Source organism: Methylobacterium nodulans ORS 2060 (assembly GCF_000022085.1).
GTDB lineage: Bacteria > Pseudomonadota > Alphaproteobacteria > Rhizobiales > Beijerinckiaceae > Methylobacterium > Methylobacterium nodulans.
In genome coordinates, this window is sequence record NC_011892.1 from 118,824 (window position 1) to 133,704 (window position 14,881).

At 65.5% G+C, this 14,881-nt stretch carries 7 protein-coding genes and 7 pseudogenes; 12 read left to right on the top strand and 2 right to left on the bottom strand.

Annotated elements, in window-relative coordinates; genetic code table 11:
- The first annotated feature begins 20 nt into the window (after positions 1 to 20).
- The 4 genes and pseudogenes from MNOD_RS36875 to MNOD_RS36885 all read left to right on the top strand — a co-directional run bounded on the left by MNOD_RS36875 (position 21) and on the right by MNOD_RS36885 (position 5,039).
- The gene (locus MNOD_RS36875) at positions 21 to 1,583 is read left to right on the top strand and encodes a DUF2235 domain-containing protein (protein WP_015934059.1); all 1,563 of its coding nucleotides are present in this window, start codon (positions 21 to 23) and stop codon (positions 1,581 to 1,583) included.
- An 18-nt stretch (positions 1,584 to 1,601) separates the two neighbouring features.
- Entirely contained in the window at positions 1,602 to 1,682 is an 81-nt protein-coding gene (locus tag MNOD_RS50405; RefSeq protein WP_341874505.1) for a hypothetical protein, read from the top strand.
- 315 nt (positions 1,683 to 1,997) lie between these two features.
- Positions 1,998 to 2,312: pseudogene (locus MNOD_RS36880) on the top strand (IS3 family transposase); the annotation flags it as partial.
- A gap of 668 nt (positions 2,313 to 2,980) precedes the next feature.
- Positions 2,981 to 5,039 (top strand): annotated as a pseudogene (locus tag MNOD_RS36885) (recombinase family protein).
- Positions 5,040 to 5,062: 23 nt separating this feature from the next.
- Here MNOD_RS36885 and MNOD_RS44765 read toward each other — a convergent pair.
- Positions 5,063 to 5,800: pseudogene (locus MNOD_RS44765) on the bottom strand (IS3 family transposase); the annotation flags it as partial.
- A gap of 176 nt (positions 5,801 to 5,976) precedes the next feature.
- On the opposite strand from MNOD_RS44765, the gene MNOD_RS42125 reads away from it, so the two are divergent.
- The 3 genes and pseudogenes from MNOD_RS42125 to MNOD_RS50840 all read left to right on the top strand — a co-directional run.
- Positions 5,977 to 6,525, top strand: coding sequence for a transposase (locus tag MNOD_RS42125; RefSeq protein ID WP_050783589.1), 549 nt, complete (start codon positions 5,977 to 5,979; stop codon positions 6,523 to 6,525).
- A gap of 416 nt (positions 6,526 to 6,941) precedes the next feature.
- The gene (locus MNOD_RS36895; protein ID WP_015934061.1) at positions 6,942 to 8,141 is read left to right on the top strand and encodes a patatin-like phospholipase family protein; all 1,200 of its coding nucleotides are present in this window, start codon (positions 6,942 to 6,944) and stop codon (positions 8,139 to 8,141) included.
- Positions 8,142 to 8,296: 155 nt separating this feature from the next.
- Positions 8,297 to 8,398, top strand: a pseudogene (locus tag MNOD_RS50840) (IS6 family transposase); the annotation flags it as partial.
- A gap of 231 nt (positions 8,399 to 8,629) precedes the next feature.
- Here the strand turns inward: MNOD_RS50840 and MNOD_RS48630 are convergent.
- The gene (locus tag MNOD_RS48630) at positions 8,630 to 9,019 is read right to left on the bottom strand and encodes a hypothetical protein (protein WP_015934063.1); all 390 of its coding nucleotides are present in this window, start codon (positions 9,017 to 9,019) and stop codon (positions 8,630 to 8,632) included.
- A gap of 83 nt (positions 9,020 to 9,102) precedes the next feature.
- Here MNOD_RS48630 and MNOD_RS36905 point away from each other — a divergent pair.
- The 5 genes and pseudogenes from MNOD_RS36905 (at position 9,103) to MNOD_RS44775 (ending at position 14,802) form a co-directional block, all read left to right on the top strand.
- A pseudogene (locus MNOD_RS36905) lies at positions 9,103 to 9,923 on the top strand (hypothetical protein).
- Between the two features lie 52 nt (positions 9,924 to 9,975).
- A complete protein-coding gene (locus MNOD_RS36910; RefSeq protein WP_012631115.1) occupies positions 9,976 to 10,284 on the top strand; it encodes a type II toxin-antitoxin system RelB/DinJ family antitoxin in 309 nt (102 codons plus the stop codon).
- A gap of 780 nt (positions 10,285 to 11,064) precedes the next feature.
- Positions 11,065 to 12,081, top strand: a pseudogene (locus tag MNOD_RS36915) (IS110 family RNA-guided transposase); the annotation flags it as partial.
- Between the two features lie 455 nt (positions 12,082 to 12,536).
- Positions 12,537 to 13,106: pseudogene (locus MNOD_RS36920) on the top strand (IS6 family transposase); the annotation flags it as partial.
- 841 nt (positions 13,107 to 13,947) lie between these two features.
- The gene (locus MNOD_RS44775) at positions 13,948 to 14,802 is read left to right on the top strand and encodes a LysR family transcriptional regulator (protein ID WP_015934066.1); all 855 of its coding nucleotides are present in this window, start codon (positions 13,948 to 13,950) and stop codon (positions 14,800 to 14,802) included.
- The last annotated feature ends 79 nt before the right edge of the window (positions 14,803 to 14,881 follow it).

A 14,881-nucleotide genomic window follows, 5' to 3' on the forward strand; every position in this document is an offset into this window, starting at 1 on the left:
GCCCTCACGTAAGGCGGATCATGGCCAAAAACATCGTGGTCTTCTCGGACGGCACGGGGCAGGACGGCGGCGTCCGCCCCGAGCAGCGCGTCAGCAACGTCTACAAGATGTATCGGGTCTGCAAGGTCGGGCCTGAGAGCGGCATCGATCCGGCGGAGCAGGTCGCGTTCTACGATCCGGGGCTGGGCACCGACATCGGCGCCACGGCCCTGACGGCGCCCGTCAGGTTCGTGCAGAAGATGGCCGCCTCCGTCTCGGGGCGGGGCATTACCACGAACATCGCCGACTGCTACCGCTTCATCATCGACCATTACGAGCCGGGTGACCGCATCTACCTGATCGGCTTCAGCCGCGGCGCCTACACGGTCCGGTGCGTGGCGAACCTCCTCATGTACTGCGGTGTGCCGACCAAGGGCGCCGGCGGTCCGCTGCTGCGCTTCTGCAAGATGACACGGGACATCGCGCGCGAGGCCGTCGAGACGGTGTTGGAGCATGGTGCTGGCCACCCCCGGAAGGACTTCGATGCGGAGCGGCACGAACTCGCCCGACGGTTTCGGGCCAAGTACGGCTCGGACCATGACGACGGCGACGGGAAGTCCAACGTCGAGCCTTACTTCATCGGCACCTTCGACACGGTCGCTGCCTTGGGGGTCGCCGGCCCGAAGCGCACCCTGATCAAGGCTGGCTTGGCAGCGGCGGTGGTCATCCCACTGGCCATTGTCATCGCGGTGACGTCAGCCGTGGTCGGAGGCATCTCGTACCTGTTCGACGGTCCCTTCTGGCAGGCCGACCTGATCACCTCCGGCGTCCTCGTCGTCGCGTCGGCGGCGGTCGCCTTCGCGGTGCGACGGCACCTCGTGGCCGCGAAGACCAAGACCATCACCGATTGGCCGTCGCCCGGCGAGAAGAGGAGCCACGTCGCGGAGTGGAAGGGCGAGAACTTCGACCGCCTGCTCAGCGCCCAGGTCGGCTACGCCCGCGCCGCCATCGCCATCGACGAGCGGCGCAAGGACTTCGACCGCGTGAAATGGGGTCCGACCGAGACCCCGCCGCCGCGGGCGCCCGGCGCGCCCGACCAATTCCGGCAGTTCTGGTTTGCGGGCAACCACTCCGACATCGGCGGCAGCTACGACGAGACCGAGTCCCGCCTGTCCGACATCGCGCTCAAGTGGATGCTGGAGCAGGCCGTCGGCATCCCGGATGGCCTCAAGGTGGATGGTATGCCGACGATGGCGGATCCCATGCATCCCGTCGAGGTGATGCAGATCCCGCGGCTGCGGCTGCATCCCTCCGCAGCCGGCGTGCAGCACTGCGAGGTCGCCGGCATGCGCGACGCCATCGAAGAGCGCATGTCGGCCTCGTGGGTGCCTGGCTGGGTGCGGCGCTGGGCGCAGGGCAAGACCTGGGAGACCAAGGACCGGGAGATCAGGCCCGACGCGACGGTGCACCCGAGCGTCGACGAACGCTTTGCCCTTCCCGCTGTCGTGCAGTGCGACGGTCTTGCCTCCTACCGACCGGCCCCGCTGGCGAACCACGTCCGGTTCAAGGACCGTTACGGGCCTCAGCCGAAACCCACCGCGTGAACCAGTCGGACAGGGCTGATGGAAGATTTCACCTCGCTTGAGGACCAAGTCCGGGAGTGCTTCGGACGCGTGGTCTATACGCACAAGACGCATGAATAGATGGCCGACAACTGCAGCAACACGCTGCGACGCCTGAAGCTGGCCCAGATCGCGCTCTCGGCGCTCACGTCGTCCGGGGTGCGTCGAGCATCTTCGTCGACAGGCCCGAGTTGAAGATCGGAGCCGCTTTCCTGTCGTTCTTTACCGTCTGGATTTTGAGCTACATGAAGGGCTTCGATCCGGGCGGTACGGCGCAGAAGCAATTACCCAGGGGGTGGCGCATGGCTCCGGGGCGAGGGAGGCGGCGGGCCGGATGCGCTTGCCGAGAGGCGGGCGAGCTAATTCCCTGCCGGTATGGGACGATCCGAGCTTGAGCGACGCCGGCAGGCGGTTGCTGGCATCCGAGAGAAGTACGGTCTCTCGGAGCGCCACGCCTGTCGGATCGTCGGTCAGCACCGGGGCACGCACCGCTACGTGCCCACCGTGCCGGCCGACGAGGATGCGCTGACCTGCGCCATCATCGCCCTGGCGTCCGAGTACGGGCGCTATGGCTACCGCCGCGTGACCGCGCTGCTGCAGGCAGCCGGGTGGCAGGTGGGCAAGGATCGGGTGCAGCGGATCTGGCGTCGCGAGGGGCTGAAGGTCCCGCAGAAACACCGGCCGCGTGGACGGCTGTGGCTGAAGGGCGGATTGGACTTGCTCCGGATTAGTGGAGAGCGGTTTGGCTGGCGCTGCGCCTTTCGAACTGGGCAGGGCTGACGTAATCCAGCGCCGAGTGGCGGCGTACCGGGTTGTACAACCTCTCACCACAAGACCCATAGTACCGGCGCGGGCGACGAGGTCGTCGTGGTCTACGCGTGGCACCCGTGGGCCGGGCGCGCCGTCTGCGTCCACGAGGTGATCGAGCGCACGACCGGCGCGGCGGCGCGCTGCTCGCTCGCGGACGCGCCCATCGTCCGCCCTCAGGAACTCCCGGTCTGGATGCTCGATCCCGTTGCGTGCCGCACGATGCAGGCGACGGCGCAGCCGGTCGCGGCCATGTCCGCGCTGATGAGCTTGCACGCCCTCCTCGCCGCTGCGACGGGCGGCCAGCACCGCGCCCCGAGCCGAGCCCGGCTAGCATCGCCCGAGTCCCCGGGAGATCGTCATGCCTCATCCTCCGCGCCGACCGCGCCGGTCGGACCCGCAACTCGAACTCGGTTTAACGAGCGGGCCATCGACCCCGACAGCGCCGCCGGCCTGAGGCGACCTGCCGGAGGCGACCCAGCAGACCCTCACCCGTCTCCTGACCCACCTGCTCGTCGCGCACGCCCGCGGCGCCGATCCGCAGCCGGGCGCCCGAGCCGGAGGCAGCCCCGATGAGCGCTGAGAAGATCGGCCCGCAGCACCGGGCCCGCAAAGCCGTGCTCTACGTCCGCCAGTCCTCGGCGCATCAGGTCCAGCACAACCGTGAGAGCCAGGCGCTGCAGTACGCCATGCGCGAGCGGCTTGCGGGGCTCGGCTTTGCTGAGATCGAGGTGATCGACGAGGACCTCGGCTGCTCGGCCGCCGGCGGGACGCCCCGCGCCGGCTTCGAGCGCATGGTCGCCGAGGTGTGCCTGGGCAAGGTCGGCGCGGTCGCCGCCCGTGAGGTCTCGCGCTTTGCCCGCAACAGCCGCGACTGGCAGCAGCTCGTGGAGATGTGCCGCGTCGTCGATACCCTGCTTGTTGATCAGGAGACGATCTACGCGCCTCGCCTCGGCAACGACCGCCTGCTCCTGGGGCTCAAGGGCAGCCTCAACGAGTACGAGCTCGACCTTCTGCGCCAGCGCTCGCTGGCGGCGCGCTACGAGAAGGCCCACCGCGGCGAGCTCGTGGTCGCGGCCCCCGTGGGCTTCATCAAGGTCGGAGCCCGGCTCGAGATGGATCCTGATCGGCGCGTGCAGGCGGCGATCCGGCTTGCCATCGACAAGGTGGCCGAACTCGGCAGCGTGCGTCAGGCGCTGCTCTGGTTCCTGGAGCACGGGCTCGATCTGCCGACCCGCGTCAACGCCGGTCCGGTCGTCTGGCGCCGCCCCCGCTACTCGACGCTTCGCGCGTTCATTGCCAATCCCGCCTATGGCGGCGCCTACGCCTACGGTCGCAGCCGCGTCACCGCCAGCTACGACGCGGCCGGAGCCAAGGCGCGGGCGCGGCGCACGCCTCGTTCGGAATGGCTGGCGTTGAAGCCTGGCGCGCATGAAGGTTACGTGGCGTGGGAGCGGGCGGAGGCGATCCGGGCGATGGTGAGCGAGAACGTCCCGGCAAGTTCCCGCGGCGCGCCCAAGCTCGGCGCGGCGCTGCTCTCGGGGCTGCGGCCGCTGCGGGCGCAAGCTGAACGTGCAGTACACGGGGGCCAAGGGACAGATCCCGCGCTACGCCTGCGTGCGCGGGCGGATCGACTACGGCGAGCCGAACTGCATCGCCTTTGGGGGCCTGCGCGTCGACGACGTGGTGGAGTCAGCGCTCCTGTCTGTCGTGCAGCCGGCCGCGGTTGAGGCGGCGCGAGCGGCCGAGGCACAGGCGAACACGCGGCGCGACGAGGCCCGCGCGGCCATGGTGCGCGACCTGGAGGCGGCACGCTTCGCGGCCGACCGCGCCTTCCGGCAGTACGATGCCGCTGATCCCGAGAACCGCCTGGTGACCGGCGAACTCGAGGCGCGTTGGAACCGGGCTCTGGCCCGAGTGGGCGCTTGCGAGGCGCGCATCGCCGAGCACGAAGCGGCCACTCCGCGGCCCGCCCTCGCTCCTGCGGCGCTCGAGACGCTGGCCGCGGACCTGCGCGGTATCTGGTCGGCACCGACAACGGATGCCCGGCTCAAGAAGCGGATCGTGCGCACTGTCCTCCACGAGGCCGTTGCTGACCTCGACGAGGCGCGGGCCGAGATCGTGCTGACGCTGCACTGGGTGGGCGGCGCCCACACCGAGCACCGCCTGCCACGCCGCCGGCGCGGCCAGCGCACCAGCACGCCCGCCGACGTGGTTGAGGCCGTGCGCGCGCTGGCGCTGATCGCGCGTGACGACGTGATCGCGGGCGTGCTCAATCGCAACGGCGTGAGGACAGGGCACGGCAACCGCTTCACGCGCGAGCGCGTCACGGCGCTGCGCTCGCACTACCGCATTCCGGTGTTCCGCGCGGGCGCAGAGGGAGAGGAGCCCTGGCTGAACCTGAGCCAGGCAGCCGCCCTCGTCGGGGTGGCCGCGCGCACGCTTCGTCTGGCGGCGGAACGGGGCGAGGTCGATGCGGTGCATCCTCTCGCAGACGGACCCTGGGTGTTCAGCCGAGCCGCTCTCGACAGCCCGGCCGCCCGGGCCCTCGCGCAGGGGACGCTGAACCGCAGCAAACACCCCGCGGTACCGGATCCGGCGCAGCAAAGCCTCTTCGCATCAACAGCATAGCGAGATGTGCGTTCTGATGAGCAATTGTAGAAGCCGTCGATGTAACGAGCCAGGGCCTCGCTCGCCTCGGCTCGGGTGTGGAACACGGTGCGCCAGACCAACTCGCTTTTCAGCGTCTTGAAGAAGCTCTCGGCCATGGCGTTGTCGTAACAGTTCCCCTTGCCTGACATCGAGATCAGAATGCCGTTCTTTTTGAGTTCGGCCTGGTACTCGGTCGAGAAATATTGGCTGCTGCGATCTGAATGATGGATCAGGCCGCCTGATGGTCCGCGAACAGCAAAAGCTCGTCGCAGTGCCGTGAGCGCCAACTCTTTGTGGAGCCGGTCGCTGGCCGCCCAACCGACCACGCGCCGCGCGAACAGATCGATGACAACAGCGAGGTACAACCAGCCCTCCCTTGTCCAGAGGTAGGAGATGTCGGCCGCCCACTTCTCGTCCGGACGCGCGGCCGTGAAGTCCAGCTCGAGCAGGTTGGGCGCGACCGGGAAGGCGTGCTGGCTGTCGGTGGTGTGCCGAAAGCGGCGCGGCTGGCGAGCACGCAACCCGTTTTCCCGCATCAGCCGCGCAGTGCGGCGGCGGCCGACGCTCAGCCCCTGGTCCTGAAGCTCGCGCGTCATCCGCGGGCTGCCGTAGGTCTCATTGGAAAGCGCGAAGGCCGAGCGGACGTGCGCCAGCAGCACGAGGTCCTCGCGCTGGCGCCGACAGGCAGGACGGCTCCTCCAGGCGAAGTAGCTGCTCTGGCTGGCGTTCCTCGCAGGACACGCCACCCGCCGGCCTGTTCCTGAACTCGCCCCACGACCTTGAGGCGCACTACGCTCACACCGACACGATCTACTGGGTCGGCTACAAGGCTCACCTGACCGAGACCTGCGACGACGACCGCCCGCATCTCATCACGCACGTCTAGACAAGCCCCGCGCCCGCCGCCGATCACCGGATGATCACGCCGGCTCACGAGGCCTTGGCCGATAAGGACCTGCTCCCGGCCCAGCACCTCGTCGACACTGGCTACACCGATGCCGGGCTGCTGATCGAAGCCCGGCAGCGCTTCGGGGTCGACCTGATCGGCCCCGTCAGGCGCGACGTGCGCTGGCGGGCTCAGGCCGGAGGTCGCTTCGCCATCGCGGCGTTCCGGATCGATTGGACGGCCGAGCGGGTGACCTGCCCGCGGGGCGTCCAAAGCTCCAGCTGGTCACCAGCTCTCGACAGCCGCGGGACACCGGGCATCACGGTGAAGTTCTCTCGACGCGACTGCCAGCCCTGCCCGGATCGCGTCGATTGCGCCGGTCCGAGCGCGACGCGCCGGCTGATGTCGCTGCGCCCGCAGGCGCGTCACGAGGCGCTCGCCCAGGCGCGCCAGCGCCAGGACACGGCCGCGTTCGCCCACCTCTACGCCCAGCGTGCCGGCATCGAGGCCACGCTTTCGCTGGCGGTCCGCCGCTTAGGCCTGCGCCGGGCGCGCTATGCCGGCTTGGCCAAGGTTTGATTGCAGCATATCGCAACGGCCGCCGCGCTGAACCTCACCGCATCGTCCGCTGGATCCTGGGCGAACCGATCGCCCCGACCCGCCGCAGTCATTTCGGCCGCCTGCTCGCGCCCGCTGCAGCCGGCTGACTTCGCCAGCGGTATCAAACTCGGCGATGAACCAGTTTCGCGGGTCAGGACCAGCCTCCGGCGCATGAACGCCGAGACGAGGCCACTTCGCGATGGCGCGTTCAAAGCTCGCTGCAATTGCGAACGTCCCATTAATCAGTGTGTCGCACGCCAGGTTCAAAATGGAGTTGCGCCAGGACCGGCGATGCGTTCGGGCGTGGCGGCGGCGCGTCACCCGGCGGAGAGGCGCAAGCGTCGGCTGGCGAGCAACGGATCCGGATTTTCAATGCGTGTTCAACGGAGACGGGGATGGCAAAGGACCCTATCGGCGAGGCGAAGCCCAATTGTGTGTTGGTGCTGCAGGGCGGGGGCGCGCTTGGCGCCTACCATATCGGCGCCTATCAGGCTCTTTCAGAAGGCGGCTTCGAGCCGGACTGGTTCTCTGGCATTTCGATCGGGGCGATCAATGCCGCGGTACTCGCCGGCAACCAGCCGGCCGACCGCCTTGCCAAGCTTGAGGCGCTCTGGCACGCGATCTCCTGGCCGGAGGTGCTCGTGCCGCTCAAGCAGCTGCCGCTCGAGATTTGGCACAACAATCTCAGCAACGCGGCCGCGCTGATGTTCGGCCAGCCTGCCTTCTTCACGCCGCGGCCGGTCAGTCCCTTTGTCGCCCCGCCTGGCAATCCCTCGACTGTGAGCTTCTACGACACTGCGCCATTGCGGGAAACGCTCAGAGACCTTGCGGACTTCGACCTCATCAATTCAGCCAAGGTCCGGCTGACGCTCGGGGCAACCGATGTCGCGACCGGCGACATGGTCTTCTTCGACAACACCAAGGAGGGCCCGTTCGGCCCTGAGCATGTGATGGCTTCGGGCTCGCTGCCGCCAGGCTTTCCGGCGACCAAGGTGGGAGACCGCTACTATTGGGACGGAGGTTGTGTCTCCAACACCCCGCTTGAGGCCATCCTGGAAGACCAGCCCAAGGGCCACACGGTCGTGTTCATGATCGACCTCTGGGGTGCCGCCGGGCAGTTACCGGGGACGATCAACGACGTGTTCTGGCGCGCGAAGCAAATCCAATATGCCAGCCGCACCTGGACCCAGGTCGACGCGGTCGCCTCCAAGGTCAATCTTCGCCACGCCGTTCGCCTTCTGCGGAAACAGAGTATCGCCGAGGTCGACAAGGCCGTGCCGGACGACCTCTACATCGACGAGACCCGTCGCCTTGACATCGTGCATATCACCTATCAACCAGGCAAGGACCAGATTCCTAACTCCGATGCAGAGTTCTCCCGCTCGTCGATCGCGGAACGCCGCGCTGCGGGCTACGCCGACATGCGTTCTGCCCTCGAAGCCCAGCCCTGGAAGCACGTCGAGAAACCCGCCCACCTTGCCGCAATCGTGCACCGCGTAAGGCACGGCAAGGTAATGACGGATACCGAACCGAACCTACATGGGGCCGAGATTGGTGCCCAGGTCACGCCGGCGAGGAAGGTGGCGAACGAGTAACCCCTGACCCGCGCCTGAAGGCCCTCGGTTCGTCGGGCGTCGTCGCCTCTAGCGGATCATGAATTTTGGTGCGGGGCCCTGTCGCAAACGCGGTGACGTTCACCAGCCGTTGGGCATACCCGCCCAGCTTGCCGGCTCCGCTCCGGAGCCGGCCCATGATCCTCGCCGCCCTCGCCCTCACGCTGAAGCGCCAAGCCCGCGGCGACTTCAAGGCTCGGCACTCGCATGTTGCGCAAGCCGCCCTGCGGGTCCGGGCGCGTCAACGAAACCTCTGAGGACCGCTGCGTCAAGCCTGTTCTATTGAGTGCTGGTCGTCATCGTCCCGGTCCCCCCTCGTGTTGGCATTCCGGGGTGCCGAGGTGGAGCTCCGCGCGGCGAGGGTGCCCTCGCCAACCTCGTATCCGGCGGGACGGTGTCCGCGCCACGATCCCTCATTCGGGTCGGAGGAGCTCCGAGGCGAGCGGCGCCACTCTCCAGCATCGGCGCTGTCAGGCAGCCCATGCTTCGTCCCGGCCGCCGCTCCCTCGGTCCCACCGAGCCAGTTCCGCCCGGCGGGTCTGGCCCGATCCGTCGATCCGCATTCGCCGGGGCTCCGCCGGCCCGTTTCCCTCCCACCGTGCCGCTCTGGGGATTCCCACCGTCAGGCCGGCTTCAGCTCCATCCCCTCTGCGGCCCGGCGCCGTCCTGGAGGTATCGCCAGAGCGCGATCCCATGAGCGCGTCGGCCTGAGGGGCGAGCTGCTGCTGAGAGCTCTTCTGCCGGAGCCCCGGCACCTGGGCGGCGACGACCCAGCTGCGGGCGCTGACCTCAACAACGAGGATCAGCGTGCGGTCGTAGTCCAGGCTATGGCTGGCGGTGAGGTGGGTCTGGTGGGTCATGGTAGCGCTCCCGGGATTGGCGGCGCGTAGCCTGCCGAGGCGGTAACCGGTCCCCGTAGGATCTATATTCGGGTCCGCGGCCAGTGGCGGTACCTCTGCCCGACTGCGCCATCTCCGCCGACACGGGCTGGGAGCCCCGCGCCGTCTACGATCATCTGGAATGGCTGATGCCCGGCAATGTGCTGCCGTTCCCGGTCCATATCGTTTCGGCCGGGAATATCCGCGACCAACTCATGCGGGCGGGCGAGGGCAATCGCTGCGCCTCGATCCCGGCCTTCGCCAAGTCCGTCACGCCGGCCGGCGCGGAGGTTCCGGTGCTCGATGAGGATGACGAAGGGCAGCTTGTCGAGGCCGCAACCCGTCGCACCACGACCGAGACCGTCTCCATCGGCATGATCCAGAGACAATGCACCACCGACCTCAAGATCGTCCCGATCCGTCGGAAGGTGCGCGAACTCGCCGGTCTCACGCGAAAGCGCTCGCTGGCGTTTCCCGTCGTGGAAGCCTGGATTGGCATTTCGACCGACGAGATCATCTGCGCCAAGCCGAGCTTCGAGGCATGACAGGTCAAGCGGTTCCCACTTATCGAGAGACGGATGAGTCGGCGCGATTGCCTTCCCTGGCTGCGCCGGCACGGCTATCCCGACCCGCCGAAAAGCGCCTGCATCGGTTGCCCGTTTCACGACAATGCCCGCTGGCGGCATATGGGCGATCGCGACGCTGAGGCATGGACCGACGCCGTTGAGGTCACCGGGCGCTTCGCACCGGCCTGCGCAGCATACGCGGCGAGGTCTTCCTGCACCGCTCTTGCGTTCCGCTCGATCAGGCCGATCTCTCGACGGCCGCCGATCACAGCCAACTCGACCTCTGGCCGAACGAATGCGAGGGGAGGGGCGGCCTCTGACGGGCTGGCATTCGTCATTCAAATGCATTACATTGCGACAAGGGAGGTGACCATGCCTGCAAACGCACTCGTTCAGACACGCATCGACGCTGACGTCCGGGATCGCGCATCGGCGGTGCTCGAGAACATGGGCCTTACGGTCTCGGATGCGGTGCGCATTCTGCTCACCCGGACCGCCAATGAGGGTGCGCTCCCCCTCGAGCTGGTCACGAACAGCGAGGCGCACGACGCCTGGTTCCGGGCCAAGGTCCTTGAGGCGCTGGACGACACCCGGCCCGACGTTCCTGACGATCAGGCTGAGGCGCATTTCGCGCAGCGGCGCGCTGCGGCCCGGCGCAGGGCCGGCGAACTGAAATCGTGAAGCTCGTCTGGTCGGCCTTCGCGCTTTCGGATCGCGGCGGCATCTTCACGCATATCGAGGCCGACAACCAATCGACGGGGCACAAGCTGACGCAGCGGCACTCTTAGCAACTCCTCCCGGTAGCTTCCCACCGTCCCTGTATGCTGGATGAGCAGGTCTACACGACGGCTCTTAGCCAGCAGTTCGTCCGCGAAGGTTGTGAGATAATCGATCCGAGAAGATCCCAGCCATATGCTCCGAGAGGCTGTATAGAATGACTCCAGCTTTGTTGATTTTCGCGGCAGTTGCGCCCGCAGTCACCATCATGCGCAGCGTGTTCTCGATGAGGTCGTGCGCTAAATCCGGTTTGGCTCTAAGTCTTTCCATCAATTCATCTAATGGAAGTGGCCGGACGTCGGCGCCTCACAAAAGATTGAGTGCTGCGGTCCGGATGTCTAGATATGGAGCCGGATCGATCTTGGAACGGCGTAAGCTATAGTTGAGCAGAACATTTGTTGTGAGACGCCCAGGATACTCGGCAACGCGCACAGTATATGGATCGGCCTTAAGTTCCTCAGTGGTGACCACTGGGATCCAGAGCCACAGGTCTCCGTCCCGATCGCTGATAATGCCGCCTCGGATTTGATCCCAAGGGCGGTCTGGATCGAAAACGCACTCGCCAGGCGAGAACGCCGCTGAGGCTTGCGGCCCTTCGGACGTGGTTGATCCATCGGCCATCAGGGTTCCCCCATTCCCTTCGATCCCTGCCGGATCGGTTAGCTCTGCCGTTTCGACCTTAGCGGTGATCTGGCCGGGCTGCTGGGGCGCTTTGCGGAGTTGCAATGCAAGGCCCAGGCCCGCACGGGCCAGCTCGCCCGGATCGTGGTGATCCAGGAGGCTGGCCTGGACGGGTTCTGGATCCACCGCGCCCTGGTCTCAGAAGGGATCGAGAGCTACGTCGTGGATTCCGCATCGATTGCCGTCTCACGTCGGCATCGACGCGCCAAGACCGATCGGATTGACGGAGAGGCTCTGGTACGCACCTTGCTGGCTTATAAGCGGGGCGAGCCTCGGGTCTGCGCCATGGTCCGCGTCCCAACCCCGGAAGAAGAGGATCAGCGGCGCCTCTGCCGTGAGCTGAAGACGCTCGTCGGCGAACGGATCCGGCATGTCAACAGGCTGAAGGGGGTGTTGTTCTCGCAAGGCATTACAGACTACGAGCCGCGGCGTCCGGACAGGCGTGAAAGACTCGACGAGCTGCGCACCGGCGATGGGCGTCCCTTACCACACCATCTCAAAGCTCTGGTGCTGCGCGAACTCGAGATCGTCGAGCTGCTGGATCGGCAGATCGAGGTCGTGAAAGCAGAACGCGATGCTCTTCTCGCATCGGCGCAACCGGAGGAGGTCCCCTCAAAGGCGGTCCAGATGCTGCTCGGCCTCAAGGGGATCGGATCCGGTTTTGCTGGTGCGCTGTGGTCGGAAGGTCTCTTTCGGCACTTTGACAACCGGCGGCAGGTGGCGGCATATGCGGGCTTGGCGCCGACCCCATGGAAGAGCGGCAAGATCGATCACGAGCAGGGAGTGTCGAAAGCCGGCAATCCCCGCCTGCGCGCCATCGCGGTCGAGATGGCCTGGCTCTGGCTGAGGCATCAACCAGGATCGGCGCTTTCGCTTTGGTACCAGGATCGCGTGCGCTGCCTGGGCGGGCGGATGAAGAAGGTCATTACCGTCGCGCTGGCGAGGAAACTGCTTGTGGCCCTCTGGAAGTACGTGACCCACGGCGTGGTCATTGAGGGGGCAGCCCTGAAGGTTGCCTGATCCTGCCCATCAACCGAACTCTCACCACTTCCACCAAGGCCTGATCAGCTTTGGCGGATCCGGGTAGACGAACCGGCGTACGGTATGGCCTGACCAGCCGTAGTTAAGAATGGTCCCGTCCTCCCGAGCCCCACCCACAGAATGCGGGATGTTGGTGCAGCCGTTGCAGGCGGCGACCGGATGTGAGCTTGAGCGCGTGGTGCAAAAACGTGCTTGATGGCTGGGCTCGGACCTGTGATCCCGTAACTGTCAGGGAGAACTGGATGAACTGAAGCAATTCAGCCTTGATCCAATCCCCCTCATGTGAGCCGTACGTCAAGCGCGGCCAAACCGATGCCGCCGATGCCGAGGCCATCGCAGAAGCCGTGAGCCGCCCGACGATGCGCTTTGTCGGGCATTGTCACGAGAAACGATGGCAGACGATCTCAGGTCAGGGTAGGGCAGGGGGCATGTAGCCGGTCACGTACGCTCGCCACCAGGTCCCGCCTGAGATCATCCGCCACGCCATCTGGCTCTATCTCCGCTTCACGCTGAGCTATCGCGATGTGGAGGAGCTCCTGGCCGAGGGCGGGATCGAGACCACCCACGAGAGCATCCGGCGCTGGGTCCTGAAATTTGGGCCCGTGTTCGCCCGAAACTTACGGCGGCTGCGGCCGAGGCCATCGAAGAAGTGGCACCTGGACGAAATGGTTATCACCGTCCAGGGCCGGCGTATGTACCTGTGGCGGGCCGTTGATGCGGAAGGCGAGGTGCTGGATCTGCTCGTGCAGCCCAAGCGTGACAAGAAGGCGGCCCTGAGGTTCCTGCGCAAGCTGATCAAGAAACAGGGCTTCGCCCCAGAGGAGCTGGTGACAGACAAGCTGCGCTCCTACGCCGCCGCTCACCGAGACCTCGGCTTGAACGCCCGTCATGAGCAGGGTCTGCGCCAGAACACCCGGGCCGAGAACTCACATCAGGCGGTGCGACGACGAGAGCGCAAACAGCAGGGCTTCAAGTCGCCAGGCTTAGCCCAGCGACTTCTCGCAATGCCTTGGGCCGACCCGCGCAAGCTGCATTGCCCGCGAGGACCCATGGCGGGCTGATCTCCGCTCAGCAGCACCGGGGCGGCGACCCAGCCTCTCTGCGGACGGGTTGATGGCTGGGCCGCCGCAGCCATTCGGCTCTCGCTGAGGCTTGCTATCATTATTGATGGTTGTGAGCAGGTGCAACTGCGCCGCGACACCTCGTGCGAAGCGGGCAGCAGAACGCCCGGCCGGGGTTCGGGACCCGCACCGGGCGTCAGGCTTTTGAAGCAGTGGGCCGGAAGGAAGATGCCGGGAAGACCCTCGGCCCCCTGGTGACTCCTCTGCCCGAGCGCTCAGGGCGGAGGGTTTGCGGTGCCACAGATTCGGCCTAGCTGCGGCCCGTGTCGGGCGCGATCCGTGCCGGCTGCGCACTTTGTTCGGCGGGCAGCAGCCTGCAGGTCCAGCGCGTGCTGGCCACCTGAACGTCGCGGCCTAGTGGATTGTGGGACGATCAGTGATCATCCAGCTGGCATTCTCAGCGTGGAGGAAGTCCATGACCTCCAGCACTGCCGCGAGCTGCGCGGCAGTCTCAAGCGACAGCCCTATCTGTGGATGTCCATTCAGCCGGACCGGTTTGCCCGTTTGCGAGGCATAGACACTCCAGCCCTTACGCCCTTTACGCACGTCATAACTCCGGCTCGGCATGGCGTTCCTCCGGCTGCATTTCTGAGCGCCATAAGCTTATCAACGTCAAACTGTGTGCCGGCCGGCTGTATGTGGTCGACATAATACGAAACCGCCGATTTTGACAAACGAATTTCATTGGAGGATAGCATCGGCTTTTTCGATATGAAGCGCTCTGATGGACACCGAGCTCGCCAGAACGTTCCTTGCGGTTGTGTCGGCCGGCAATTTTGTCGGAGCCGCTGACCGACTGAATGTCAGCCAATCGACGGTCAGCACCCGGATTCAGGCTCTCGAATATGCTTTGGGTTGCACCCTATTCGTGCGCAACAAATCAGGAGCAACGCTGACAGCAGCAGGCCGGCGGTTTCAACGGCACGCGGCCACGCTTGTGCGGGCAGTCGAGCAAGCGCGGCAGGAGGTCGGTATACCTGAAGGCTTCAGCGGAACCATTGTCGTTGGGGGTCGCATCGGCTTATGGGAACAGTTTCTGTTGCATTGGCTGCCGTTTATGCAGAGAAGTCAGCAGCATCTTTCTATTCGAGCCGAGAGCGGCCTCGAGCCGGAGATCATGCAGGGCCTGGTAGAAGGGCGCATTGATATCGGTGTCATGTATACACCTGAGATTCGACCCGGATTGACGATTCACGCGTTATTCGAAGATCGCTTGGTGTACGTATCAACCGACGCGGAACAAAATGTCCTCGATCCATCAACCTACATTTATGTTGATTGGGGACCAGAGTTCTATGCCCGCCATAGTGCAGTACTTGCGGGTCTTCGTAGTCCGGCGCTCACGGTTAACATTGGGTGGTTGGGCCTCCAGCACATGATCAGGAACGGAGGCTCTGCGTATCTTCCACACCGAATAGTAAAGCAATATATTGACTCAAATATTTTGTTCGAAAATGCAGATATGCCTGAATTTACGTTGCCGGTTTATGCGGTTACTGCGAGTGGATTGAACAAAAGCGCGATCGAGGCTGCATTAAAATTGATGGTGGAAGTCAGTAGTAACCTTTCACAGCTTTAGGAATAACGTGGAGCCGACTGAACCACTCCTAAGCTACGCCGTCGAGACACTTACTCGGACGGGCTTTTAGCCTGCGCCT